General features: G+C 56.7%; 24 protein-coding genes and 3 tRNA genes. 11 read left to right on the top strand and 16 right to left on the bottom strand.

Annotated elements, in window-relative coordinates:
- The 6 genes from CJD38_RS10820 to CJD38_RS10795 form a co-directional block, all read right to left on the bottom strand.
- On the bottom strand, positions 1-103 hold a 103-nt coding region (locus CJD38_RS10820), incomplete at its 3' end, for a GTP-binding protein (RefSeq protein ID WP_146165972.1).
- A 121-nt stretch (positions 104-224) separates the two neighbouring features.
- Positions 225-300, bottom strand: a tRNA-Thr gene (locus CJD38_RS10815).
- Positions 301-332: 32 nt separating this feature from the next.
- Positions 333-406: transfer RNA gene (locus tag CJD38_RS10810), tRNA-Gly, on the bottom strand.
- Between the two features lie 54 nt (positions 407-460).
- Positions 461-546: transfer RNA gene (locus tag CJD38_RS10805), tRNA-Tyr, on the bottom strand.
- Positions 547-689: 143 nt separating this feature from the next.
- Positions 690-3,176, bottom strand: a complete 2,487-nt coding sequence (gene hrpB / locus CJD38_RS10800) for an ATP-dependent helicase HrpB (protein ID WP_107940325.1) — start codon at positions 3,174-3,176, stop codon at positions 690-692.
- Positions 3,177-3,180: 4 nt separating this feature from the next.
- Entirely contained in the window at positions 3,181-3,846 is a 666-nt protein-coding gene (locus CJD38_RS10795; RefSeq protein ID WP_107940324.1) for an MOSC domain-containing protein, read from the bottom strand.
- A gap of 38 nt (positions 3,847-3,884) precedes the next feature.
- On the opposite strand from CJD38_RS10795, the gene CJD38_RS10790 reads away from it, so the two are divergent.
- Positions 3,885-4,829, top strand: coding sequence for a methyltransferase domain-containing protein (locus CJD38_RS10790; protein ID WP_107940323.1), 945 nt, complete (start codon positions 3,885-3,887; stop codon positions 4,827-4,829).
- Between the two features lie 665 nt (positions 4,830-5,494).
- On the opposite strand, the gene CJD38_RS10785 is transcribed toward CJD38_RS10790, so the two are convergent.
- Both CJD38_RS10785 and CJD38_RS10780 read right to left on the bottom strand, forming a co-directional pair.
- On the bottom strand, positions 5,495-6,883 hold the full coding sequence (locus tag CJD38_RS10785) for an adenylate/guanylate cyclase domain-containing protein (RefSeq protein WP_107940322.1): 1,389 nt from the start codon (positions 6,881-6,883) through the stop codon (positions 5,495-5,497).
- 59 nt (positions 6,884-6,942) lie between these two features.
- Complete coding sequence (locus CJD38_RS10780; RefSeq protein ID WP_107940321.1) at positions 6,943-7,212, bottom strand: YkgJ family cysteine cluster protein; 270 nt, start codon at positions 7,210-7,212, stop codon at positions 6,943-6,945.
- Positions 7,213-7,308: 96 nt separating this feature from the next.
- On the opposite strand from CJD38_RS10780, the gene tesB reads away from it, so the two are divergent.
- From tesB to CJD38_RS10750, 6 genes are all read left to right on the top strand, one after another.
- On the top strand, positions 7,309-8,178 hold the full coding sequence (gene tesB / locus CJD38_RS10775) for an acyl-CoA thioesterase II (RefSeq protein WP_107940320.1): 870 nt from the start codon (positions 7,309-7,311) through the stop codon (positions 8,176-8,178).
- Between the two features lie 94 nt (positions 8,179-8,272).
- Positions 8,273-10,336: an esterase-like activity of phytase family protein gene (locus CJD38_RS10770; RefSeq protein WP_107940319.1), complete on the top strand. Its 2,064-nt coding sequence runs from the start codon at positions 8,273-8,275 to the stop codon at positions 10,334-10,336.
- A 71-nt stretch (positions 10,337-10,407) separates the two neighbouring features.
- On the top strand, positions 10,408-12,288 hold the full coding sequence (locus CJD38_RS10765; RefSeq protein ID WP_107940318.1) for an ATP-binding cassette domain-containing protein: 1,881 nt from the start codon (positions 10,408-10,410) through the stop codon (positions 12,286-12,288).
- Between the two features lie 130 nt (positions 12,289-12,418).
- Positions 12,419-13,585 (top strand): ABC transporter permease, encoded by a 1,167-nt coding sequence (locus tag CJD38_RS10760; RefSeq protein ID WP_161554213.1) that lies wholly within the window; start codon positions 12,419-12,421, stop codon positions 13,583-13,585.
- On the top strand, positions 13,585-14,763 hold the full coding sequence (locus tag CJD38_RS10755) for an ABC transporter permease (protein WP_107940316.1): 1,179 nt from the start codon (positions 13,585-13,587) through the stop codon (positions 14,761-14,763). The genes CJD38_RS10760 and CJD38_RS10755 overlap by 1 nt, the downstream gene beginning before the upstream one ends.
- Before the next feature lie 137 nt (positions 14,764-14,900).
- Positions 14,901-15,401, top strand: coding sequence for an Mpo1 family 2-hydroxy fatty acid dioxygenase (locus tag CJD38_RS10750; protein ID WP_107940315.1), 501 nt, complete (start codon positions 14,901-14,903; stop codon positions 15,399-15,401).
- 55 nt (positions 15,402-15,456) lie between these two features.
- Here the strand turns inward: CJD38_RS10750 and arsH are convergent, their stop codons facing one another.
- The 5 genes from arsH to CJD38_RS10725 form a co-directional block, all read right to left on the bottom strand.
- Positions 15,457-16,203: an arsenical resistance protein ArsH gene (gene arsH / locus CJD38_RS10745; protein WP_107940314.1), complete on the bottom strand. Its 747-nt coding sequence runs from the start codon at positions 16,201-16,203 to the stop codon at positions 15,457-15,459.
- Positions 16,200-16,601 (bottom strand): arsenate reductase ArsC, encoded by a 402-nt coding sequence (locus CJD38_RS10740; RefSeq protein ID WP_107940313.1) that lies wholly within the window; start codon positions 16,599-16,601, stop codon positions 16,200-16,202. Before CJD38_RS10740 ends, arsH begins: the two co-directional genes overlap by 4 nt.
- On the bottom strand, positions 16,598-17,311 hold the full coding sequence (locus CJD38_RS10735) for an MIP/aquaporin family protein (RefSeq protein ID WP_107940312.1): 714 nt from the start codon (positions 17,309-17,311) through the stop codon (positions 16,598-16,600). Before CJD38_RS10735 ends, CJD38_RS10740 begins: the two co-directional genes overlap by 4 nt.
- Positions 17,308-17,613, bottom strand: a complete 306-nt coding sequence (locus tag CJD38_RS10730; protein ID WP_107940311.1) for an ArsR/SmtB family transcription factor — start codon at positions 17,611-17,613, stop codon at positions 17,308-17,310. Before CJD38_RS10730 ends, CJD38_RS10735 begins: the two co-directional genes overlap by 4 nt.
- A 95-nt stretch (positions 17,614-17,708) precedes the next feature.
- Positions 17,709-18,458, bottom strand: coding sequence for an SDR family oxidoreductase (locus tag CJD38_RS10725; protein WP_107940310.1), 750 nt, complete (start codon positions 18,456-18,458; stop codon positions 17,709-17,711).
- Between the two features lie 122 nt (positions 18,459-18,580).
- Between CJD38_RS10725 and CJD38_RS10720 the strand changes: the two genes are divergently transcribed.
- Positions 18,581-19,489, top strand: coding sequence for a LysR family transcriptional regulator (locus CJD38_RS10720; protein ID WP_107940309.1), 909 nt, complete (start codon positions 18,581-18,583; stop codon positions 19,487-19,489).
- A 75-nt stretch (positions 19,490-19,564) separates the two neighbouring features.
- The gene (locus tag CJD38_RS10715; RefSeq protein WP_107940308.1) at positions 19,565-20,626 is read left to right on the top strand and encodes a M14 family zinc carboxypeptidase; all 1,062 of its coding nucleotides are present in this window, start codon (positions 19,565-19,567) and stop codon (positions 20,624-20,626) included.
- Between the two features lie 65 nt (positions 20,627-20,691).
- Here CJD38_RS10715 and CJD38_RS10710 read toward each other — a convergent pair whose 3' ends face one another.
- Together CJD38_RS10710 and CJD38_RS10705 are read right to left on the bottom strand one after the other, a co-directional pair.
- On the bottom strand, positions 20,692-21,600 hold the full coding sequence (locus CJD38_RS10710) for a sterol desaturase family protein (protein WP_107940307.1): 909 nt from the start codon (positions 21,598-21,600) through the stop codon (positions 20,692-20,694).
- Between the two features lie 117 nt (positions 21,601-21,717).
- Entirely contained in the window at positions 21,718-22,638 is a 921-nt protein-coding gene (locus tag CJD38_RS10705) for a sterol desaturase family protein (protein ID WP_107940306.1), read from the bottom strand.
- 72 nt (positions 22,639-22,710) lie between these two features.
- Here CJD38_RS10705 and CJD38_RS10700 point away from each other — a divergent pair, with 72 nt between their 5' ends.
- A complete protein-coding gene (locus CJD38_RS10700; protein ID WP_107940305.1) occupies positions 22,711-23,721 on the top strand; it encodes an AraC family transcriptional regulator in 1,011 nt (336 codons plus the stop codon).
- 2 nt (positions 23,722-23,723) lie between these two features.
- Positions 23,724-23,990 (top strand): DksA/TraR family C4-type zinc finger protein, encoded by a 267-nt coding sequence (locus CJD38_RS10695; protein ID WP_107940304.1) that lies wholly within the window; start codon positions 23,724-23,726, stop codon positions 23,988-23,990.
- Positions 23,991-24,166: 176 nt separating this feature from the next.
- Here the strand turns inward: CJD38_RS10695 and CJD38_RS10690 are convergent, their stop codons facing one another.
- The gene (locus tag CJD38_RS10690) at positions 24,167-24,649 is read right to left on the bottom strand and encodes a LabA-like NYN domain-containing protein (RefSeq protein WP_107940303.1); all 483 of its coding nucleotides are present in this window, start codon (positions 24,647-24,649) and stop codon (positions 24,167-24,169) included.
- Positions 24,650-24,739: the final 90 nt, after the last annotated feature.

The raw sequence follows: 24,739 nt of genomic DNA, 5'->3' as shown, positions 1-24,739 counted from the left end.
TCTTCGTCAGTGCAGCCGTCGTCGTCGTCTTGCCATGGTCAACGTGGCCAATCGTGCCAACGTTTACGTGAGGCTTGACGCGCTCAAATTTCTCTTTTGCCATGGGAAGCTCCGTCCTAACTTATTTAATGAGAAGACAAACTAAGACTACTGCTGCTTCGGAAATCCGAAGGCCAGCAAACCTTAAAGGTACAAATCGGGAGCTAAAAGCTCCCGTCAAAAATTGGTGCCCACGAAAGGAATCGAACCTTCGACCTCACCCTTACCAAGGGTGTGCTCTACCGACTGAGCTACGGGGGCAAACTTTTACCGCTTTACTACTTCACCAAGACTGGAGCGGGTGATGGGAATCGAACCCACGCTATCAGTTTGGAAAACTGAAGTTCTACCATTGAACTACACCCGCCCTGGTATAACCTTTGCCGCTAAACCTTCATGGAATCCACGTTGGCCTTAAAACTGGTGGAGGGAGAAGGATTCGAACCTTCGTAGACATAAGTCAGCAGATTTACAGTCTGCCCTCGTTGGCCGCTTGAGTATCCCTCCAACACAACCCAAAAAACCCTTTTGGGGCCAAATGGAGCCGCGTATTCTCTTCGCGGAGGTGCGGAACGTCAAGCAATTTTGAGGGATATTTTTACGGCAGGTGTTTTTATCCCGCCTTTATCAGCAATAAGCCGTCAAAACGCTCAAGTGCCCCTCGGTTTTGCCCGACGAGTCGCCGGAGCCGTCAAAGGATCATCCGGCCAAGGGTGCCTCGGATAACGCCCTTTCATGTCTTTTTTGACGTCGGCATAGCCGCGTGCCCAAAAACCGGCCAAATCTTGCGTGATTGCTACAGGCTTCTGCCCCGGGGACAGCATGTGGATCAGCACGCGGTTGCGGCCTTCATTAACGGTTGGCGTGCTGGCTAGGCCAAACAGTTCCTGCAACTTCACCGCCAGTACAGGCGGCGCGCCATCGGCGGAATATTCGAGGCCGATATGGGAGCCACTCGGCACTTCGAGGTGCGTCGGCATCAGGCGCGACAGCTTTTGTTGCGCGGCGTAGTCGAGCTGACTATTTAAGATGTCCATCAGATTGAGTCGCGACAGATGGTCGCGACGGCTAACGCCATCAAGGAACGGGGCCAGCCAATCTTCGAGTGTTGAGAGCAAAGCCTCATCGGAGACATCAGGCCACGCCTCATCTTCAGGCCGCCACGCATGCAGACTATTCACCCTCGCCTGCCACTGGCGTGCGGAATCCGTCCACGGCAATACCTGCAAACCCAAGCTGCGGATGCCCGCGATCATTGCAGCGCGTACTGCGTCAGCCTGCCCTTCTCCAATTGGACGCCGCTCAAGAACAATTGCGCCCAGACGCTTTTGTTGTTCGGCAACAACGATTTCGTTTTGCGCATCCCAACGCACATCCGCAATGAGCTTGATGCGCTCGGCGTGATCGCGCAGAACTTCATCAACACTCAGCGCAGCAGCAAGACGAATCTTGCGCGGCGGACCCGGATCCCAATGCGCAATCGCCAACCACTCCGACTGCGCCAATGCTTCTTTCTCGTGAATGCGCGCTTCGCCGCCGTCTTCGCAGAGATAAACGCCAGTCTGTCCGCCGCGCCGGCGCGCGATACGTTCCGGATAGGCCCACGACACCACGCGTGCCACTTCATGCGAAGTCAGTCGCGCACCATTTGATGCTTGCTCACCAAGCATTCGTGAAATTTGTTTTGCAGATTCGGTGACGCGACGCACAAGTTGCGGATCAGCGCGGCGACTCAGCACAGCCTCAAGGCCATCTGCCAAATCTGCGCCCGCACCGCCGTCGCGTTCATCCAACAACGCCGCAGTCCACGCCGCGAGCTCAGCGAGTTCTTGTTTACGCGCGAGCAACAACATGTGCGCGCGACGCGGGCTCGTTGGCAAACGTGCAAGCTCGCGCCCGTGCGACGAAATCTTTCCGCGGACATCAACTGCGCCCAGCTCGGTGAGTAAATCGCGTGCGTAACGCCAACTGACTGGCGCAGGCGGATCCATCAACGCCAACGCAGCCGGATCATCTACACCCCACACCGACAGCTCGAGTGCAAAGCGCGTGAGATCGGTCGCAAGAATTTCTGGCGTGTCGTGCGCAGGCAAGCTGCCGTGTTGGTCGCGACTCCACAAGCGATAACAAATACCAGGGCCAAGACGTCCTGCACGGCCCGCGCGCTGATCCGCACTTGCGCGCGACACACGCTGCGTATCGAGTCGATTCGCACCACTGCCTAAATCAAACCGCGCAACACGCACTAAGCCACCATCAACAACCGTGTTCACGCCTTCAACCGTGAGACTGGTCTGCGCAATGTTGGTGGCGAGAATGACTTTGCGTACACCGTCATGCGTTGGGTTTAGTGCCGCATCCTGCTCAGCACTCGTGAGTTCACCGTACAAGGGCAACACGCGAACGCGTCCCGCAAGACGTTCTTCTAAACGCCGCTGTGCGTGGCGGATTTCCCTGCCACCCGGCAAGAACGCGAGGATGTCGCCTTCGGTTTCTCCCAGCGCCGCAAGCACCGCGTTGGCGACGCTCACATCATTGAACTCACCGACAGGCACAGGCTTGTAACGAACATCCACCGGAAATAATTTTCCGCCGCTTTCAATCACCGGCGCATCGTCGAGCAGCTTAGCAACGCGCTGCGTATCGAGCGTTGCCGACATCACCAGCACGCGTAAATCTGGATTGAGATTGGCGCGCGCATCCAGCGTCAGTGCCAAACCTAAATCCGCATCAAGGCTGCGCTCGTGAAATTCGTCGAAGATCACCAAGCCAACGCCGGGCAATTCCGGATCAGCTTGCAGACGTCGCGCGAGTAAGCCTTCGGTGATGACTTCAACGCGTGTGGCAGCAGAAGTCTTTTTCTCAAATCGAATCTGATAGCCAACCGTTTGCCCAACCGCTTCGCCGAGCAAGTGAGACATGCGCGCCGCCGCTGCACGTGCAGCAACTCGGCGTGGTTCCAGCATTAGAATTTTCTTGCCGCGCAGCCACGGTTGATCCAGCAGCGTCAGCGGCACCAGCGTTGTTTTGCCTGAGCCCGGTGGCGCAGCAAGCACCGCGCGGCCTTGATCAGCAAGCGCGCGTTGCAAAGCAGGAACCGCTTCCATAACCGGAAGCGTAGGTAAGGCACGAGTCATGCGATCAACCCGGCGCGTTACGGCGCAGCCAATCAATCCGCTGCAAAACTTTTTCGCGATATGCAGGCGTCAGCCCTGGCGTATCGGCCAAACGCTGCAAAACATCCAGCGGCACACGCGGTGCGCGCGACAGCGTCCACCAATCGCTCAAACTAAAAGGATTATCGTTGCGCTCGACTAGCTTCAGTACATCGCCCGCTTCCGCACTGCCCGTTTGCAACACGCGGTAATACCAACCAGCGATGCCATGTAGGGCAACAAATCGCGTAATACCTTCGCGGTCGAATTTGGCGTCGATCTTCCAGCACGGCGAACGCGGCTGCGACACTTGCAGGCGCACACTGCCGACGGTGTAGATGTCGCCGATGCAGACGTCGCCTTCCGTCATGCCTTCGGTCGAAATGTTCTCGCCCATGCCACCAGAAACGAAACCCGCGGCTTGCTCGTCGAACTCTGCGGCAAGACGACGGTGATTCTCCAGCGGGAAGTGATGCACCGCTTTCTCCGGCCCGCCATGCACGCGACGATCCGCCTGCGCATCTTTGATCAGCCCTTCAATCCCGATCTGCACTGGCCCATCGACCGGCAACTTAAAGATGCCCGTCGGCCGCCCATCGCCCGGCATTGGGCCTACGGTTCCGGCAAAGAAAGCAATCACTGGCGTGTCCATGTCGGTATTATGACGCCTGCTGACATACGAATGACGTCATGAGCGAAATCGAGTTACACCGAAAACTTCTGGGCGACCGCCCGCGCAACGAAGCGTTTTATGCCGCGTTGAAGAAAGTGATAAAACCCGGAAAAACCACCGTCGCCGACATCGGCGCGGGCACTGGTTTCCTGAGTTTTCTGGCCCGCCAGCTCGGCGCCAAACACTGCACGCTAATTGAATACACCGACACGCTCGATCTGGCCGAAGATCTCGCCCGCCAGAATCGCATCGACGGCTTGAGCTTTATCAAAGGCCACTCCGGCGAACTGCAAAAGCCGCCGAAAGTCGACGTCGTGATTTCCGAAACACTCGGCAATTACTCGCTTGAAGAAGGCCTGCTGGAAACCGTGCTCGACGCGCGCCGCTATCTCAACAAGAACGGCATCATCATCCCCGGCCGCTTGCTTCAATACGTCGCGCCGGTCACCGCGCCACGCCTGCAAAACGAAATCGACGTCTGGCCACAAGTCGGCTTCGATATCGACCTCAGCGCCGCCCGCAACATCTCACTCAACAATATGTTCGTGCGCACACTGCGCGCCGACGATCTGCTCGGCGAAAAATCTGCGCGCCTTTGGGACGATCTTGATTTCGCACCTGATGCCGACAAGCCGTTGAGCAAACGGAGCAGCACCGTGAAATGGAGCGCCAAGGATCTTGGCAGCGCCACCGTTTATGGTTATGCGTTGTGGTGGGATTGCGAACTCGTCCCCGGCGTCACCATCAGCACTTCACCCTATGCCGCGCCAACGCATTGGGAGCAGATTTATCTGCCGCTGCTGAACCCCGTCACGCTCGACGCAGATGACACTTTGGATTTGATGATGGGCTCAGACACACGTCCACAAATCGGCGTACGTGTGAGCTGGCGTACGCGACAAATGCGTGCGGGCAAAGTCGCGAATGAGCAATCGCAAGATATTGCGCGCGGGCGGCTCTGAGTTTTTGGGCTACTACCTGTTCTGTTAGCTTTTTACGCGCTTCGCGGGCTACTGCCTGTTCTGATTGAGATGGCGTGTTCCGCGCTGTGGCGCGGGTTACTTTCTTTGCTGGTGCAAAGAAAGTAACCAAAGAAAGCACCCAATCCACTTGTGTCTTTATTTGGAATGGGTGGGATACGTTCGCCATGCAATTTCTGAATGCGAGAAACAGGTAACCGCTTCAGCATTTGTGCGAACGTTGAATATGCGCGGCTCATTCACGATAAGCGGCAACCCAGTCTAAGAATTGTCATCCCGAACACAGTGAGGGATCTTGCTGTAACTCTCAAAGCAAGATCCCTCACTGCGTTCGGGATGACACGGTGATTTTGTGACTATCGAATGAGCCGAGCTTCCGCAATTACTAAGACCAAATGCCGAAGCGGTTACCTGTTTGTCGCATTGAGAGTTAAGGCTACAAACGTATCAGGCCCGTTCCCAACCACCGCAAAAGTGGGCTTGTGATGTTTCTTTGGTTACTTTCTTTGCGCCAAAGAAAGTAACCCGCGCCACAGCGCGGAACACGCCATCTCAATCAGAACAGGCAGTAGCCCGCGAAGCGCGTAAAAAGCTTCGCCCCTCTCCCCATAAAAAGCATGGGGAGAGGGAGGCAAGAAAAAGAACGCTTAACGACGTCGCCGCGAAAAGCGGCGCTCGGGTTCTTTCTCTTCCCCGCCAGCGACCTTGTCTAACGAGAACAAGCGCCACTGCCCCGGCACACCTTTGAGGTCGTAAGAACCTTCATCTTTGAATTCAAAGGTTGAACCGACAACTAGATCCCTGACTGTGCGCGAAACCCAGACTTCGCCCGGATCCGCTTCTGCCAGCACGCGTGCACCAATGTGAACAGCGAGCCCGCGCACCGCTTTACCTGCGAGTTCACATTCGCCTGCATGAATACCTGCGCGCAACGTGAGACCAAGAGCTTTAATTTCTTCCACAAGTGCAGCGGCACAACGCAATGCGCGTGCGGGGCTGCCGAAGGTTGCAAACACACCATCACCGCTGGCATCGACTTCATGCCCATGAAAACGCTTCAGCTGCTTTTGCACTTCGCTATGGAAACGCTGCAGCAGATCACGCCAAGCACTATCACCAATCTTCGCTGCCATTTCCGTAGAACCAGAAATGTCGACCATCAACACCGTCAGCAGCACCTGCTCGGCATAAGTTTGTTCGCGCGAGCCGGTGAGAAATTCTTCGATGTGCCCGAGCGCTTCATCAGCACGGTCGTAAGCGTAGAACGCATCAGCACCTTCAACGCCAACACCTCGCGCGCCAGCAATGTTCTGTTGCAGATACGCGGCATGGCCGGGATTCAAAAATGGATAACGGCTGCGATGCATGACCAACGTCGGGCATTCAATCTCACCAAGAATGTCGCGCACATCAACCGTGCTGGAATAACGCAGACTCTCAGCCGCAACACGCGGCGTGGCGGCGGCGCGCTGATAACGCGCGGACATGCGCGCAAAATTCTCGTCACCTGCGCGACTCGGCACAGCCACAGCTGCCATGCGCTCAGTGCCCCAGTGCTCAAGAATTGTGTGATACATCTGCTCGGCGAATTCCGGCGGCTGGCCGCAGGGATAATCTGGCGCGCGGCCATGACGCGCGGTGGTGTTGGACAAAATTAGTGAAGACACGCGCTCGGGATGCCGCGCCGCAAACACCATCGCCGCACTACCCGCGTCACGCTCAGCAAAGACTGCCGCGCGCTGGGAGCCCACAGCATCGAGCACGATATTGAGGTCTTCGGCCCAATCCACTAGCGATGGCAATTCGCCCGCTGGCATGCGATCGGACAAACCCGTGCCGCGGCGATCAAACAGAATCAGTCGGCTGAACGAAGCCAAGCGCGTGAGAAAGCGTTCGATCTCAGGAAAGTCCCAGCACAGATCAATCTGCGTGACGATGCCGCCGGCATAGACCAAATCCATCGGGCCGTCGCCGATGACTTGGTAAGCAATGAACGTTTCACCCGCACGTGCGTAACGGGTTTGTGGCTGCGGCATGAACGCCTCCTTATTAATGACGCAGGCTAGACCCAGCGCGCCGCGCCGGTCAACGCGCCTTAATGCAATCGGCTCGCCGGGACGGTCGCGGCTTCAAGGCCAGTGAGATAGTGCAGCGCAAACTCGCGGTTGTCGCCACACATGTCCGCACGCGCCTGAAGGCTGCCGCAGACGATGGGGCGACGCGGATCAGTGAAGATTCGGCAGCCGTTGGCGTCATCCAATTGCACGCAGCGCACACCCGCGGGTTTGCCGTCTGGCATGCCGGGAATCGGGGATGAGATGGACGGCGCCGTACAGCAGGCGCCACAGCCGAGGCGGCAGTTCATGGGGAAAACGCAGGGGAACGGGCGCGGATTCTGTCACAAGCACGCCCCGCCCTGTACGATGTGCGCCAAATTTGCACCTCGCCGCACCCGGTCGCCATGAATCAGCAACTTCAAGACCTGATCCATTTATTGGATCTGGAAACCCTGGAACACAACCTGTTCCGCGGCCCTTCACGTGATTTGGGCGGCAAAAGTGTATTCGGCGGTCAGGTTATTGGTCAGGCGCTGGTCGCCGCCAGCCGCACAGTTGAAAACGGCATCCCCCACTCCTTGCACGCCTACTTTCTTCGCCCCGGCGATATGGCCACGCCGGTCGTGTACGAAGTGGACCGCGTGCGTGATGGCAACAGCTTTACCACTCGCCGTGTACAGGCCATCCAGTTCGGCAAGCCAATCTTGTCGATGATGGTGTCGTTCCAGCGTGATGAAGTCGGCCTTGAGCATCAAGTTGAGATGCCTGACGTACCGGCACCCGAAACACTCACCACTGAGCATGAGTTGCACGATCAGTGGCTGCTCGAAACCAAGGTGCCAGACCGCGTCCGCGAAGCACTGACCCGTCAGCTCGCGATTGAATTCCGCCGCGTTGATCCGTGGAATCCGCTCAATCCGGTCAAGAGCACGCCCAAGCAATACATCTGGTTCCGCGCCGCAGGCAAATTGCCGGACGATCCTTTGCTGCATCAGTGCGTGTTGGCTTACGCATCAGATTTCAATCTGCTCTCGACTGCGATGCGCCCACATGGTCGCTCGTGGTTTGCGCCTGATATGGCCGTCGCCAGCATTGATCACGCCATCTGGTTCCATCGCCCACTGCGTGCGGACGACTGGCTGCTCTACGCAATGGACAGCCCCACTTCGCAATCCGCTCGTGGCTTATCGCGCGGCGAAATTTTCGACCGCCAAGGTCGTCTCGTTGCCAGCGTCGCTCAGGAAAATCTGCAGCGCGTGCTGACGCCGAAATAAGCTTTGTAGAAAAACCGCAACAAAATCGCCAAAGAACTGTAACCCCCGCTACGCATAGTTCCACCTTTGTGAATCATTCAAAGGGGAAAGCATCATGCGTTTATCAAGCCGGGCGATTATCAGCCTGACTCTACTTGCGACGCTCGCAGGTTGCAGCGGCACTTCAAAAAACACCGGCGTCCTCATTGACTCCAAAGTCATCGGCCTCGAATACAGCACCGTGGCATTGCCCAACGTGCGCGTGACCGATGAAGAAGGCAATTTCACCTACTACGGTGAAAACGACACCGTCACTTTCCGCATCGGCGGAATCACGCTGGGCTCCGCTCCAGCGACCAGCAAAATTCCTCTCACTGCACTGGTATCGGGCGGCGATGCATTGCCAGACACCGTGATCAATCGCGCGCGCTTCCTGCAAACGCTGGATAGCGACAACGACCCTAGCAACGGCATCACCATCGATAGCGCGACTCGCGCAGCGCTGGTTGGCAAATCATTGCGCTTCGATGCAAATTTCGCAGCAGACTTTGCAGCACTCAATACGGGCAAGACCCTGCGCAGCGCAGCAGTTTCGCGTGAACACCTAGAAGCCAGCCTTGCAGCTGAATTCGGTCGCAGCAACACTTCTACCGTCAACGTTGCCGGCATCGGCGATATTCAAATCACCAAGCTGTTGATTGACGATAGCGGCGCGAATTATCACGTGCCCTACAGCGGCAAAGATTCGTTGAACGCCGACACTTTCGGCAAAGAACTCGCCACCGCATATCCAAAGGGACTGCCTTTCGCATTCGGCTCAGGCATTCGCTACAAGGGCAGCAATGCGGATGGCAGCATGGACTTCTGGTACACCGGCGACCGCGGCCCTAATGGCGACTCACCTGACGCCCCAGACAACACCAGTGGCTCAGCTTCAACGCTCAAATCAAAAGTGTTTCTGGTGCCAAGCTTTAATCCGGCCTTCGGCGTGGTTCGCGTTAAGGACGGCGTCGCAACGCCATTGAGCAAAATCGCGCTGCACGACGAGAGCAATGTGCTCCTCACGGGTCTGCCCATCGCTGCAGGTTCACCCGCTCCGAAAGCAGACGTACCGCTGACAGACAAACTGGATCAACTCCCATTCGTCGCCTCTGGCACCTATGGCCTCGATCCAGAAGGCATTGATACCGACAGCAACGGCAATCTTTGGATGTCGGATGAATACGGTCCGTTCATGTTCAAGGTAAATCCAGCAAATGGCCAGGTGCTGCAGCGCCTGTATCCGGGCTCCGGCTTGCCCGCCGTGCTCGCCAATCGCCAGCTCAATCGCGGTCTCGAAGGCATTGCTGTCACGCCTAACGGCAAGATTTATGGCCTGATGCAGTCGGTGCTTGATCTGCCTACAAGCGGCACTAAGCCGAAAGACACTGGCTCGCTGCTGCGCATTGTGGAAATTGATCCGGTGAACAACACCACCAAAATGTTCGCCTACTTCCACGACTACGACGACGACACCCCAGCCAACAGCATCTACAGCAAGAGCAACGACGCCAAGATGGGCGACCTGATTGCGCTCGACAACACGCGCTTCCTTGTGATCGAACAAGGCGCGTTTAAGAACGACAGCGGCAATGTGCACAACGTGGTTTATCTGATCGACATCAGCGGCGCGACCGATCTCTACGCCGGCAACACCGATCTGCTGGTCAGCGGCAAACTGCCTGAGTACACCAAGAGCCGCAAAGCACTGACCTGCGCAACGGCAACGACCCCGATCGTTCCCATCCGCAAGCTCAAACTGTTTGACCTCAAGCAGCCCAGCCCGAGCTTTAACTGGTTGGCCGAGAAGGCAGAAGGCCTCGCTGTATTGCCAGACGGCAAAACCATCGTCATCTCCAACGACAACGACTTTGGCCTGTCAGCCCGCACCGAAGACAGCGCCACGCCCGTCAACAAGCTCAAAGGCGACGATTGCGTGATTGATGCCAGCAAGACCATCCTGACCAATAAGGGCGGCTGCGATCTCAGCAAGAACGCCGCATTGGTTGCGCCGTTCAAGTACATCATCGGGGCTGGCAAGACCGACGAACGTCCGAGCCGTCTGTGGTTCTTCAAGATGCCTAACGCCTTGAGCACGCTGACGGTTCCGGCCTTTACGGCCCCTGCTTGCGGCCCATAAGTCAGCTGTATTAACGAAAGGCGGCCCTCGGGCCGCCTTTTCTTATGGCGGACGAGTAAACTGCGCGCCGCATGATTTCCCTTAATAACGCCACCCTCCGCCGCGGCGCTCGTACGCTCCTCGATTCCGTCTCCTTCACCATCTATCCCGGCTGGCATGTCGGCGTGGTCGGCAAGAACGGCACCGGCAAGTCCAGCCTGTTTGCACTCGTGCTTGGTCAGCTCACCGCTGACACGGGCAACGTGTCTGTGTCCAAATCGTTATCGATTTCGACCGTAGCGCAGGAAACACCCGCGCTGCCAGATCAAGCAATTGAATTTGTACTCGACGGTGACGAAGAGCTGCGTAAGCTGGAACGTGATCTTGTTAAAGCTGAAGAAGCGCACGACGTCCCGCGCATCGCCAAGATTCACGATCGCCTCAACGACATCGGTGGCTACTCCGCACGCGCACGCGCAGGCCAGTTGCTACACGGCCTCGGCTTTGGCTCGCAAGAACAACTTCAAGCCGTCGCCGATTTCTCCGGTGGCTGGCGCATGCGTTTGAATCTTGCACGCGCGCTGATGTGCCGTTCGGATTTGTTGCTGCTCGACGAACCAACCAACCATCTCGATCTCGACGCTGCGATCTGGCTGGAAGAATTCCTGCCGACGTATCCCGGCACCTTGCTGCTGATTTCACACGACCGCGACTTCCTCGATAGCGTCTGCACGCACACGCTGCACGTCGAAAACCTCAAAGGCATTCTCTATACCGGCAACTACTCAACGTTTGAGCGCACGCGCGCAGAACGCATTGCGGTGCAGTCGGCGAGCTATGTGAAGCAGCAGCGCCAAGTCACGCACTTGCAGTCCTTCATCAACCGCTTCAAAACACATGCGAGTAAAGCGCGTCAGGCGCAGTCGCGTATCAAGCAGTTGGAAAAGATGCAGCTGGTTGCGCCTGCACACTTTGATAGCGAATTTAGTTTTGAATTCCGCGAACCCGAGCGCATGCAGTCTCCGCTCGTACGCTTTGACGATGTGAAAGTCGGCTACGGCGAGCGCACGATTCTCTCGGGCATTCGCTTCTCCTTCCAGCCCGGCGATCGCGTTGGCCTGCTCGGTCCTAACGGCGCGGGCAAATCCACCTTCATGCAAACGCTGGCAGGCAAGATTGAACCGCTCGCAGGCAAAGTGATGCGCGATCCGTATTTGAAGATCGGATACTTTGCGCAGCATCAGGTTGATCAGCTCGATCTCAAAGCATCACCAATCCTGCATCTGCAACGCTTTGATCGCACCATCTCCGAACAAACGCTGCGCGACTATCTCGGCACGTTCAACTTCCGTGGCGATCGCGTGTATGAACCGGTCGGCCCATTCTCCGGCGGAGAAAAAGCACGTCTCGCACTCGCACTCGTGGTTTGGCAAAAACCAAACCTCTTGCTGCTCGACGAACCGACCAACCATCTTGATCTCGAAATGCGTCACGCACTCGAAACCGCGCTGCAGATGTTTGAAGGCGCCGTCGTACTCGTCTCACATGACCGTCACATGGTCAGCACTTGCTGCGAAGAACTTTGGTTGGTCGCTGAAGGTCGTTGCTCAGTGTTCGACGGTGATCTCGACGATTACGCCAAATGGCTCACCACGCGTGATCGCAATGCGCAAAAAGACGCAAAGCCCGATGGCGGCGTTGTTGCCGTTAAAGTCGAGAAAAAAGTCGTTGATCGCCAGCAAGAAAAAACGCTGCGCGACGCGATCAAGAAACTCGAACAGCGCATGGAAAAGCTGCGTCAGTGGCGCAAGCAGATTGACGACAAGTTGCTCGACGACAGTCTCTATGTGCCAGCACGCAAAGCAGAAGTGTTGAAGCTACAAACAGATCAGCGCGGCTTTAATGCACAGCTGGAGACGGCGGAAGAAGAGTGGCTGTCGCTTTCTGGCCAGCTGGAAGCGTTGCAGCAATAGCAACGATGCAGGAGCGCACAGCGCGCGCTCCTGCAAGCCCTCCCGTTTTGGCAGTGGCGCAAATATGGCCGGCCTGCGCACAATGGCAGCCGCAAGATCAACGCATCGCCATTGCCGAGAACGCGTAGATATGAAATTTATCCCGCTGATCTGGTCCATGCTGTGGCGCCGCCGCGCGCGCACCGTGCTGACTGCAGCGTCGATTGCCGCCGCGTTCATGTTGTACGGCATGCTCCAGGCGGTGGGTTCCACGCTGGCCCTCGGCGGCAAGACGGCAAGCGCCGACACACTACTCACCACCAATCGCTACGGCTTCGGCAAGCCGCTCCCTTACGCCTATCGTTCGCAGATTGAAGCCATACCTGGCGTACGGAATGCACTGCCCGGCGTCATTGTTCCCTTCAGCTACCAGGACAGTCGCACCAGCACTCAACCCTCGGTAGCGATTGATCCGCAGATGTTCAGAACCGATCGCCGCTTCGTGGTGGCGCCGGAGCAGATCAAGGCGTTGGAAGCGACACGCACGGGCATCATTGTCGGACGCGATCTGGCGACCAAGTACGGCTGGAAAATTGGCGACCGTATTACCTTGTCGACCCATCGTATTCCCCGTGCTGACGGCGGCACTTATTGGGATTTCGACATGGTCGGCCTGTTTGATTACAACACCGAACTCCTCGGCGAAGGCGTCAGCTCCATGCGCACCTTCGTGCGTTACGACTACGTCGACGAGACTCGCGCAACCAAGGGCGGTGTCGATCTTTACTTCGTGCATGTGAAAGACGTGGCGCAAGTGCCAGCAGTGGCCAAGCAAATCGACACGATGTTTCAGAATTCGGACAACCCCAGCAAAACGCAAACCGAATCCGAACAACAGCGCTCGATGATGGCGCAGATCGGCGACGTCGGCGTGATTATCCGCGCCGTGTTGTCCGCCGTGTTCTTCACCCTCGTCGTCGTCGCTGGCAACACGATGATGCGTTCATTCCGTGAGCGCATCCCCGAACTCGCAGTGCTCAAGACGCTGGGATTCACCGACGCCAAAGTCGCAGCGCTGGTAGGGACCGAAGCCCTGCTGCTTTGCGTCGGCTCCGGCGTGCTGGGCTTGGGCCTAGCCTGGCTGATTCTCAAGCCGGTGTCACATGCCATCGCCTCCGTCTTTCCGGTTCTGCGCATGGGTGATGGCGTTGTCAGTCTTGGCATCACGTTCGCGTTCGCTTTGGGAGTCGTGAGCGCAGTGATTCCGGTCTGGCATTCAGCACGTCTCAACATTGTTTCCGGTTTGTCGAGGCGCTGATGCTTAAGCAACTGTTCGCGGTCACGATGCTGAACCTGCGCAGCCTTCCATCGCGCTGGGACACCGCGCTTGTCGTGGTGATCTGTCTCGCTGGCGTTTCCGGCGTGATGGTTTCAATGCTGTCGATGGCAGATGGTTTTGCAGCGGTGTTTGATCGCGCGGGCCGCGCTGATCGCGTGATCATTCTGAGCACCGGCGAAACCTATGAGACCGGCAGCAGCATTCAGCGCAATCAGGTTGCGCCCCTGTTGTCCGCTCCTGGCATGCAGCGTCTCGCCGACGGCAAACCTGCGGCCAGCATTGAGCGCGTGACCATGTCCGCATCAAGGCTGGCGCACAGCACGGGTGACGGCAATCTCCTGATGCGCGGCGTCAGCCAGGCTGCGTGGACGGTTCGGCCGGAAGTTCAGATCATCGCCGGACGACAGTTCACGCCGGGGCTCCGCGAGTTGGTGGTCGGACGCACTGCGCAAGGTCAATTCGCCGGCCTCGAGTTGGGCAGCACGATCAGCCTTTCCGGCGCCGAGTGGACCGTCGTCGGTGTTTTTCAAGCCGGCGGTAGTGCCTTCGAATCGGAAGTCTGGGCGGATGTCGAAGTGCTGATGAATGCCTATCACCAGAGCACCTACAACTCGATCACCGCACTGCTTGAGTCGCCCTCGTCGTTCAACGTGCTGAAAGACGCGCTCACCACCAATCCCGAATTGAGCCAAGCGCCAATCGCCGAGCCGGATTTCTACGCAGCACAGGGCGGGACGCTGGGAATGGCGATGCGCATTGTTGGCTGGCTGGTGGCTAGCATCATGTCTATTGGCGCGCTGTTCGCCGCGGTCAACGCGCTGTACGCATCGGTGGAAACCCGCACGGTGGAAATCGCGACGCTGCGTGCGCTCGGCTTCAGCAGCCTGCCGGTGGTGACTTCAATCCTTGCCGAAGCCCTGGTGCTTTGCGCCAGCGGCGCGATCATCGGCGGCGCTATCGCTTACCTGCTCTTCAATGGCTATACGCTGTCGACAATCAGCGGCGCGTCGTTCACGCAGATCCAATTTGCGTTCCTCGTCAGCCCAGCGCTGTTCAGCAAAGGCGTGCTGTGGTCCTGTGGCCTGGGCATTCTCGGGGCGATGCCGCCGATGATCACCGCCGCGCGGCTACCCATCGCCGACGCGCTCAGGGACTGATACGCCGCCATATATCAAAAGATATGGGGCTATTTTTCCCTATAGTGATTGTTACTCATCCTACATCGCGAATGCCGTTTGCTACGGCATGATTGCACATCGCTCGCCGAACGCGGGCCGTCACACAGGATTTCACCATGCGCAGCCTCAAACAGTTTCTCGACACCTACGCCGAAAGCCACCAGAACCCAGTAAATCAATGGATTCATGTTTTCTGCGTTCCTGCAATCTTCTTCGCCACGCTCGGCCTGCTGTGGCTAGTGCCGATTGGCCGCTTCATTCCCGGTGTATCGGCTGAGCTCGCGCCGTACATCAACCTTGCCACTGTCTTCGCGCTATTCGTCGGCATGCCTTACTACCTGCGTTTGTCCTTCGGCAGCTTAGTCGTCGGTGCAGTTTGGTCATTGCTCAGCTTCGCCGGCATCGTCGCAATTCAATCGCACGGCCTGTCACTGTTGTGGATCAGCGCCACTGTTTGGATTGTTGCTTGGGCGATCCAGTTCTACGGTCACCACGTTGAAGGCGCCAAGCCTTCCTTTGCAGACGACGTGCAATTCCTGATGATCGGACCACTGTTCGTGATGCAAAAGATCAATCGTCTTGTGACCACGGGCAGCATTCACCCAACGACGCATTAAGATTTTTGAACAAGGCCCGGGCGATTCTGAAGAATCGTCCGGGCTTTTTTATCGCCTATTCGCGCGCAATCGCAATCGATGAAAGATCGGTCGCCGGATTAATCACCACGCCACCTTCCTTCCGCTCCGAGTAACGATCAACAAGTTGCTCAGCATGCGGCCGCATCAACACCGTGATGCGAACCAGCTCCTCCATCACATCGACAATGCGATCGTAATACGCCGACGGCTTCATGCGTCCGTCAGCGTCGAACTCCTCAAATGCCTTTGCGACACTCGACTGGTTCGGGATCGTGAACATCCGCATCCAACGGCCGAGCAATCGCAGCGTGTTCACTGCATTAAATGATTGCGATCCGCCCGATACCTGCATGACCGCAAGCGTGCGTCCCTGCGTCGGTCGCATACCACCCATGTTCAGCGGCAGATGATCGATCTGCGCTTTCATCACGCCGGTGATTTGGCCGTGACGTTCTGGACTGCACCATACGTGTCCTTCGGACCACATCGATAGCTCGCGCAGTTCTTGAATGGCCGGATGTTTGTCACCAGAAATCTGATCTGGCAGCGGCAGATCGGAAGGATCAAATATCCGCGTCTCCGCACCAAAGTAATTCAGCAGACGCGCCGCCTCTTCCGTCGCATGCCGCGAAAACGAACGTGCACGCAGTGACCCATAGAGCAACAAGATACGAGGCTTTGGATCGTTAGGACCTAAGCCAATTGCAGGGCGTCGATGCGCATATTGCGGATTCAACGCTGGTAAATGCTCAGGATCAGACAATAGTCGGATACGACTCACGCGCCCCAACCTTCCGCCTTCAACAACTCAGCAACACGATTACGAATGTCATCTCTGATTTCGCGAACGCGATTGCCGGACTGTCCCTTCGGATCTTGCAGCGGCCAATCATCACGACGTAGGCCCGGCACATAAGGACACTCGTCGCCACAACCCATCGTCACCAACAGCGTCGCGCCTTGCGCCAACTCCGCAGTTAATTTCTGTGGGATAGCGTTCGTCAGATCAATGCCCACTTCCTTCATCACTTCCAAAACTTCTGGGTGCACTCGATCAGCAGGCTGTGTGCCTGCAGAGATGGCTCGCGCTTTTGTGGGATCAGCCAAGTGGTTAAAGAAGGACGCGGACATCTGCGAACGACCTGCGTTATGTACGCAGGCAAAAATCACGGTTTTCATTTCTGTTCTCCTTCGACAGCGTCGTGCGGAACGACAACGTTCGAAGCGGTAGTGGGCAAAGAAGGAATCAACCAGCGGAAGAGTACGGTGGCGGCAAAAGCACCAGCGAGCTGAGCAACGATAAACAGCGGCGCATCATCTGGACGAATACCTGCAAAGGTATTGCTCGCAGCGCGGGCCAGCGTCACTGCAGGGTTGGCGAATGAAGTCGAAGCCGTAAACCAATAGGCACCAACGATATAACCCGACACTGCAAACGGTACCGCTGACGAACGTAGTCTTGCGCAACCCCAGATCACCGAGAGCAAACCAAACGTTGCGACAAATTCGCTGAAGGCTTGAGCGGCGCCAGAGCGCTCATGCAGCGATGCGCTGTAGACCGGCTCACCAAACATCAGATGCGCGGCAGCAACACCTGCAAAAGCACCGATGATTTGTGCAACCAGATACGCCGGAACTTCACGCCACGGCAGCCCGCCCTGCGTTGCATCAGCCAGCGTCACCGCCGGATTGAAATGCGCGCCAGAGATTGGGCCAAACGTCAGGATCAACGCCATCAACACGCCGCCAGTGGCGATGGAGTTGGCGAGCAAAGCGATGGCGACGTTTCCACCTGCCAAGCGCTCACCCATGATTCCTGAACCAACAACGGCTGCGAGCAGCAGCGCAGTGCCCAAACCTTCTGCAACGGCACGTCTAGCTAGCGTCACGACTTCACCTCACAAGATTTGCCTTCACAGCAGCTTTCCGTGAGATACCCCAACAACTCGTTCATCGCTTTAAAGTCTGGCGCGTAATAAATGAAGCGGCCTTCTTGTCGCGATTTGAGCAGCCCGGCGTTCGTCAATTCTTTGAGATGAAAAGACAGCGTTGCCGCTGACACCTTCAACGCGCCTTGAATATCGCCGACGCAAAGACCATCGGGGCCTTTCCGGACGAGTAACCGAAAGATGACAAGGCGGCTTTCCTGCGCTAACGCCGCAAGTCGGGTGACAGCAATGGTTGATTTCATATTTCGATATTTATCGAATTATAGAAACTAGTCAATAGCTGTCACCGAATATTCATATCCGCGGCGCTCGTCGTAACGAGCGCCGCTTTGCTGATTTACAAATTGCTCATGCCGCCGTCGATCACGAGTTCGCTACCGACTGTGAACGATGCTTCATCCGAAGCGAGGAACACGACTGCCTTGGCAATTTCTGATGGTTCACCGAAGCGACCAGCAGGCACCTGCGCGCGAATCGAGCTTGCGACTTTCTCGAGTTCAGCCTGTTCGAAACCCAACTTGCCATACAGCGGCGTCGAGACTGGGCCAGGGCTAACCGCATTGACGCGAATGCCGCGGCCAATCAGTTCGCCTGACAATGTGCGAGCCATCGAAATCAAACCGGCTTTCGAAGCGGCGTAGACGCTGGAGTTCGGCATGCCGATGCGGGCATTGATCGACGTGTTGAGCACGATCGATGCAGGGTTGGCGAGAATCGGCAGCAGTGCTTGAACGAGGAAGAAAGGGCCTTTGAGATTGATTGAGAAGGTGCGATCCCAAGCGGCTTCGTCCCACTGCTCAATGGGCGCCAACTGCGCGACACCGGCATTGAGGAAGACTGCATCAAGTTGCCCAAATGAATCGGCGAGGGTTTTGGCCAATGCAGCCTGTCCTGCGCTATCACCCGCATCGACGCGCAAAACCAACGCTTGGTCGCCGAGAATCTTCTTAGCTTGCTCGATCGTTTCCGGATTGGTGCCGGTCACCGCGACGCGGGCGCCTTCGGCAATGAACTGACGGGCTGTTTCCAAGCCGATGCCGCTGGTGCCGCCGGTGATGAGTGCGCGCTTGCCTTTGAGTCTGTCCATGTGAGCTCTCCTGATTGAAGTGGCAGGGAATCCAGTGACGCCATCTTGAACTCGCATAACTTGTAAATGAAGGCAGCGAAACTGCATTATTAATTCAGTATTCCTGAATGATTGAGCCTGACATGGATCGTTTAAAGGCTTTTGAAGTATTCGCCTCTGTAGTCGCACGCGGCAGTTTCGTCAGAGCCGCAGAAGCGCTCGACACCTCACCCGCCAATGTGACGCGCTACATCAACGAGCTTGAGGCGCATCTTGGCACGCGCCTGCTCAATCGCAGTTCACGCAAGCTATCGCTGACAGAAAGCGGCGAAATTCTGCATGAGCGTTGCCGACTGATCTTGGAAGAAGTCGCCGAAGCTGAAAGCCAAACCTCAGCAAGCACCACACGCCCGCGCGGACGTTTGCGCATCAACGTGCCGGTGAGTTTCGGCATCCTCCACCTCGCACCGCTGTGGCCGAAGTTCATGGAGAAATATCCAGAGGTAGAACTCGACGTGGTTCTTGCTGATCGCGTCGTTGATTTGGTGGAAGAAGGTTTTGATCTGGGCATCCGCATTTCACGCGGTGGCTCCACCAGTTATTCCGCACGCAAGCTGGCGACGTCACGCAATATCGTCTGCGCATCGCCGGGATATTTGCTGCAACGTCCGCCACCGAAGCATCCGTCTGATCTGGCTCAACACGCCTGCCTCGGTTACACCTACGCACAAACCGCAGACGAATGGCACTTCGTCGACACCGCTGGAAATAAGCACAGCGTAAAAGTGCGCTACGCCATGCACACCAACAACGGCGATACCGCACGTGCAGCAGCCATCATGGGCGGGGGTGTGATCTGGCAACCCACGTTCCTGATCGGCGAAGACCTGCGCCAAAAGCGGTTGATCGAATTGCTCCCCGGCTATCGCATGGCAGACATCGAAGTCTTGGCGGTATATCCAAGCCGTCGCCATCTAAGTGCCAAGGTGCGCTTGATGGTGGATTTCCTAGCGCAGTCATTTGCAGGCGAGACTGCACCTTGGGATCGTTGACACAATACATTCACATTCGAGATGTTTACCGCGCATACAATGGCGCGCTTTGTTTTTTGAATTACTGAAACCTAAATGGCGCGGCGGCCAGAACCACTACCTGAACTCGAACAACTCCAAGCTCTGATTAAACGAGCTGGTGGTTTGCTGCGCACGGAGGTTTTAGGCGAGGTAGTGCATCGCGGCGAGCGGATGCCAATTCATTGTTTGGAGATGGGCTCTACCGCACCAGAAGTTCCAGCCATTGGTTTCTTTGGCGGCGTGCACGGCGTAGAGCGCATTGGCACGCAGGTGTTGCTGGCGTATTTGCATACGCTGATTGAGCGGCTGCGTTGGGACGATACGTTTTCCCAGATGCTCGATCACGTTCGCATCGTGTTTGTGCCGTTGATCAATCCGGCAGGCATGCGCAATCAAACGCGTTGCAATGGCAACGGCGTGGACTTGATGCGCAATGCGCCGGTGGACGCTACGTCTGGCGCGCATTGGCTGCTGGGCGGACAACGCCTGAGCAAGCATCTGCCGTGGTATCGCGGCCGTCGTGGCGAGCCGATGCAAGACGAGGCGCAGATGGTGTGCCGCGTCGTGCAGGAAAAATTATTTCCGCATAAATTCAGCATGGCGATTGATTGCCACTCAGGTTTCGGTACGCGTGATCGTTTGTGGTTTCCCTACGCACGCACCAGTGAGCCAATTGATTGTCTCGCCGAGATTTATTCGCTGCGCACACTGTTCCGCAATACTTATCCGCATCACAGCATCTACGTGATCGAACCGCAGTCTCGCCAATACACTACGCATGGCGATCTTTGGGATTACCTCTACGATCAGTCGAAGACGCAGGCGCAAGGTTTGTTCATTCCCTTCACGCTCGAACTCGGTTCGTGGCTTTGGGTAAAGAAGAATCCTTGGCAGATGCTGCGCATGCCCGGCATGTTCAATCCGATTGAACCGCATCGGCATATGCGAATCCTGCGCACGCACTTAACCCTGTTCGATTTCATGACACGCGCTTCGATTTCGCATCAACGCTGGCGGCCGATTGAATCGATACGGCCATGGTTGCATGACTCGGCGGTGGCGTATTGGGCGCAGAGTAGTAAGGATGCGCTCGCTGCGCGCGAGCTGCGCCGGTAGGGTGCGCTGTGCGCACCGACAATCCTTTTAGAACACTCAAGCGGTGCGCACAGCGCACCCTACAATCAAGTCTTATTGGATTGTTGCTGATACCGCGGATGATCCGGTGGAAACTTCAATCCAGTCGGCGACCATTCTGGCGGCCCGAAAATCCAAGCCAATTTGTGTGACCACTTCTTCGCATGCCATGCCTCGCGAAACAGGTGTGCGAGTTCGTGAAAGATCACGCGATCAAGGCGATAAGTGTCGATGTTGGTGACAAGACCATATTTCACCGGCACGTCATCGCGCTCTTCCTGAAACGTTCCGAACAGCTTGTCCCAGATGATCAGGATGCCTGCGTAGTTCCTGTCAATGTAAATGCCGTTGCTGCCGTGATGCACACGGTGATGAGAAGGTGTGTTGAACACTTTCTCGAACCAACCCATGCGGCCAATTGATTCGGTGTGTATCCAGAACTGATACAGCAGACTCACACCCGCCTGCACTGCAATCGCGGCGGGATGAAAACCAATCCATGCCAGCGGCAGCCAGTAGATAAATCCATACGCGGGTTCCAGCGTCGACTGACGCAGCGCAGTGCCGAGGTTGTAGTACTCGCTGGAGTGATGATTGACGTGCTCGCTCCAGAATAAACGGACGCGATGCGCAAAGCGGTGATACCAGTAGTAGCAAAAGTCATCGGCCAGAAACAGCAGCGGCCATGTCCACCACGTCAGTGGCGACAACTCATACACGCGATGCTCGTAAACCCAGGCAAACGCCAGCACCACATAGAGGCCGCAGATCGCCATCATTGCCAGCTTGATCACGCCAAGGCTGATGCTGGTCCAATAATCACGCCACTCGTAACCACGCAGGCCAGCAACACGTGGCGCGCGTTTGAGTGTGTAGAGCTCTAGCCCAATCAAAATCAGGAAATAGGGAATGGCTGCAATCAGCATGTATTGCGCCAGCCAGTTGATGATTTCCATCCCGCTCTCCTTGCCGTGCGCCGTACGTTGCGGCGCGATTCGTAAGCAATTATGTCGAATTCAAAAACACTCCGTCATTCCCGCGTAGGCGGGAATGACGATCTAAACAGATTCTGCCTAAGCAACCACCTTCTCGTCTTTAGTAATCTCAACCTGCTCAACCCGCGTCCAATCCGGCGGCGCCCACAGATGTTTGATGCGCTGCGTCAGTGACCCGGGCTGCATCACATCGCGCCACATATCAATGAACTCATGGAAGTTGAGCGTGAGCACGTTGTAGCTACGCACTTGGCGCGTGATGCCGTAATCGACCTTGGCCTGCTCTTCGGCATAGGTGCCGAACCAGCGATCAAAGATGATCAACACGCCGCCGTAATTCTTGTCGATGTATTCCTCATTGCGGCCGTGGTGCACGCGATGGTTGGAAGGCGTGTCGAAAATGTATTCATACCAAGCTGGCAACTTGCCGACTGATTCGGTGTGCACAAAATACTGATACGACAGATCCACTGCATAGAGGAAGAACACGACTGCAGGCGGAACGCCCAGCAACACCAGCGGCATAAAGAACAACCACCAACCCGTGATCGAGTACAGCAAGCTCTGACGCATCGCCGTCGTAAAGTTCATGCGCTCACTGGAGTGGTGAACCACATGCGCACTCCAGAACCAGCGCACGCGATGCGAGGTGCGGTGGAACCAGTAGTAGCAAAACTCGACCGCAATAAAGATCGGCAGGATCGTCCAGCCGTTGATCGGCATGTCGAACAAGCGATGTTCATAAAACCAAGTGACCGCCACAGCCGTGAACAACGCATGCGCGATCAGCTCGAATACTTGATAGCTGGCACCCAGGCCAAGATTGGCGATGATGTCGCGCCACTCAAACTGGCGACGCTCACCGCGATTCGCCATCACGCGGCGCTCGATCATGAAAGCGATCAGAAACACCGGCGACATGCCGATCAGCAGGACTTGTTTCCAGTCCACATCGCCGCCGCCAAACATTGTCTGTAGCCACTCTGTTGCTGCCTGCATGGACTCTCTCGCTCTAGGTTTTATGAAGCTGGTGCATTTTCGGCCTACAGGGCGCTATTCTCTTGACTCGCCATGCCAAACCCTTTGACCGCACACGCCACCGGACACACCGCGTCCCTCGCCTACCTGCGCGGGCTGCTGGACTATGTGCAGACGCGCGGCCTGACGCTGGAGCAGTTGCTGGAAGGCCGGCAAATCGACCTTGAAGACCGTGATGCTCGCCTCGCCGAGAGCGAATGCGCCGCCCTGTTCGACCGCGCCGCCGCGCTCCTCAATGACGACGCCCTCGGCCTGCACGCGGGCGAACAAATCCGCCCCGGCCATTACGGCGCGCTCGGCTATGTCGCGATGAATTGCGCCACTTTGGGCGAAGCACTCTCTGGCCTGCGTCGCTATCACGCGCTGGTGCTGGATATCGGACCGATGGAACAAACGATGGAGAACGGCCAGCTTTGCTTAAGCTGGAATCCAGACGTCGAACACCCTTATCGCCAAATGGCGGAATACAACCTCGCCGGCCTCGTCACCTTCTCGCGCTGGATCAGCGGCCGTCGCAACAATCCGCTGCGAATTGATTTCACCTATGCCGCGCCAAAAGATCTCACCGAACACGAACGCGTACTCGGCTGTCCGCTGCGCTTTTCACAAGATCGCTATCGATTGCTGATGTCGGTGGACTGGCTCGCACAGCCACTGATCCAACCCGATGCCTCGATGCGCAAGATGATGGAGCAGCTCGCCGAACGTCAGATGCAATCGTTGACTCGCGGTGATGCCATTGCTGACGCACGCGCTGCAATTGCCAGACAGCTGGGCGAAGGCGATGTAGAACTCACTACCATCGCCAAGCAACTCAACCTCAGCAGCCGCACGCTACAACGCAAGCTGCAAGACACCAACTTAAGCTTCACCCAGCTCGTCGACGACGTACGTCGCGAATTAGCCGAACGCTATCTCGCCGACGCCACACTTGATTTGGTCGACATCGCCTTCTTGCTCGGCTACTCCGAACAAAGCGCTTTCACTCGCGCTTACAAACGCTGGACAGGCCGCGCCCCCGCTGCGACACGCGGAGGGAAATAATCATGGCGACCGGCTGGGCACGTGAAGGTGCAGTGCAAGAGCAGATCGATGCCACGGTCAAAGATGCCGTTGAACGCGCGCGCAGCAATCTCGCGACAGGCCCAAGCCTGAGTCATTGCGCCGAATGTGGTGAAGAGATTCCCTTGAAACGCAGAGAAGCGATTCCCGGCGTGCGCCTTTGCGTGGCTTGTCAAGAAGCGCACGACAGTGAAGCCAGCACCTTCAGCGGCTACAACCGACGCGGAAGTAAAGACAGTCAGTTGCGTTGAGGGGCACCCTTCATGTCATCCCGAGCATCGCGAGGGATCTTGCTTTTTAGACGATGAGCTGGCCGCTCCTGCGCATCCTGCGCCCGCGGCATACCGTACGTCCTGTACATAAGATTCCTCACTGCGTTCGGAATGACAAGAAAATGTAGGGCGGGAGCATCCCGCCTTCCGCGTTTCTAGCCGCGCCCCAACAACAACCCCTTCTCAATCGGCACAAACCGAGAAGCCGAACGAATCAACGAACCCGCCGTGAGCTGTTCAACCCCATAAACCTCAACCGCGACGTTGTGCTTCTCCCGAACCCGATCAACCAACTGATCAAAATCCCCATCGCCAGAAGCCAGCACCACAACGTCCACACTCGGCGCATGCTCCATCACATCCAAAGTGATGCCCACATCCCAATCACCTTTTGAAGATCCATCAGCACGCTGGATGAACGGCTTGAGCTTCACCTCAAACCCAATCGCTCGCAGAATGTTTTGAAACTGCTTCTGCTTTTCATCGCCACGATCAATCGCGAATGCCGTCGCCTTCACAACCTGCCGATTGTGCGTCGCCATCTTCCAAAAAGCGTTGTAGTCAAAATTGCAGTTGAACGCCTGCTTCGTCGTGTAATAAATATTTTGAACATCAACAAACAGCGCTACTTTTTCCAATTTGGAATGCCTCGGATGATGGATCGCTTGCTTGCAAGCAGTATTGCACGCGAAGAATAGACGCCGCCCGAATAGGATGACCGAAAACGG

The organism is Stenotrophobium rhamnosiphilum, from assembly GCF_003052265.1.
Lineage (GTDB): Bacteria > Pseudomonadota > Gammaproteobacteria > Nevskiales > Nevskiaceae > Stenotrophobium > Stenotrophobium rhamnosiphilum.
Note: the sequence above shows the minus strand (reverse complement) of the source record. Positions and strands in the feature narration are given on the sequence as shown.

Coding starts and splice junctions, on each gene's coding strand:
- CJD38_RS10730 (WP_107940311.1), bottom strand. CDS start 17,613: ATGAAATCAACCATTGCTGTCACCCGACTTGCGGCGTTAGCGCAGGAA.
- CJD38_RS10720 (WP_107940309.1), top strand. CDS start 18,581: ATGGATCGTTTAAAGGCTTTTGAAGTATTCGCCTCTGTAGTCGCACGC.
- CJD38_RS10795 (WP_107940324.1), bottom strand. CDS start 3,846: ATGGACACGCCAGTGATTGCTTTCTTTGCCGGAACCGTAGGCCCAATG.
- CJD38_RS10705 (WP_107940306.1), bottom strand. CDS start 22,638: ATGCAGGCAGCAACAGAGTGGCTACAGACAATGTTTGGCGGCGGCGAT.
- hrpB (WP_107940325.1), bottom strand. CDS start 3,176: ATGACTCGTGCCTTACCTACGCTTCCGGTTATGGAAGCGGTTCCTGCT.
- CJD38_RS10755 (WP_107940316.1), top strand. CDS start 13,585: ATGCTTAAGCAACTGTTCGCGGTCACGATGCTGAACCTGCGCAGCCTT.
- tesB (WP_107940320.1), top strand. CDS start 7,309: ATGAATCAGCAACTTCAAGACCTGATCCATTTATTGGATCTGGAAACC.
- CJD38_RS10700 (WP_107940305.1), top strand. CDS start 22,711: ATGCCAAACCCTTTGACCGCACACGCCACCGGACACACCGCGTCCCTC.
- CJD38_RS10770 (WP_107940319.1), top strand. CDS start 8,273: ATGCGTTTATCAAGCCGGGCGATTATCAGCCTGACTCTACTTGCGACG.
- CJD38_RS10695 (WP_107940304.1), top strand. CDS start 23,724: ATGGCGACCGGCTGGGCACGTGAAGGTGCAGTGCAAGAGCAGATCGAT.
- CJD38_RS10785 (WP_107940322.1), bottom strand. CDS start 6,883: ATGCCGCAGCCACAAACCCGTTACGCACGTGCGGGTGAAACGTTCATT.
- CJD38_RS10750 (WP_107940315.1), top strand. CDS start 14,901: ATGCGCAGCCTCAAACAGTTTCTCGACACCTACGCCGAAAGCCACCAG.
- CJD38_RS10760 (WP_161554213.1), top strand. CDS start 12,419: ATGAAATTTATCCCGCTGATCTGGTCCATGCTGTGGCGCCGCCGCGCG.
- CJD38_RS10790 (WP_107940323.1), top strand. CDS start 3,885: ATGAGCGAAATCGAGTTACACCGAAAACTTCTGGGCGACCGCCCGCGC.
- CJD38_RS10710 (WP_107940307.1), bottom strand. CDS start 21,600: ATGGAAATCATCAACTGGCTGGCGCAATACATGCTGATTGCAGCCATT.
- CJD38_RS10740 (WP_107940313.1), bottom strand. CDS start 16,601: ATGAAAACCGTGATTTTTGCCTGCGTACATAACGCAGGTCGTTCGCAG.
- CJD38_RS10780 (WP_107940321.1), bottom strand. CDS start 7,212: ATGAACTGCCGCCTCGGCTGTGGCGCCTGCTGTACGGCGCCGTCCATC.
- CJD38_RS10765 (WP_107940318.1), top strand. CDS start 10,408: ATGATTTCCCTTAATAACGCCACCCTCCGCCGCGGCGCTCGTACGCTC.
- CJD38_RS10725 (WP_107940310.1), bottom strand. CDS start 18,458: ATGGACAGACTCAAAGGCAAGCGCGCACTCATCACCGGCGGCACCAGC.
- CJD38_RS10715 (WP_107940308.1), top strand. CDS start 19,565: ATGGCGCGGCGGCCAGAACCACTACCTGAACTCGAACAACTCCAAGCT.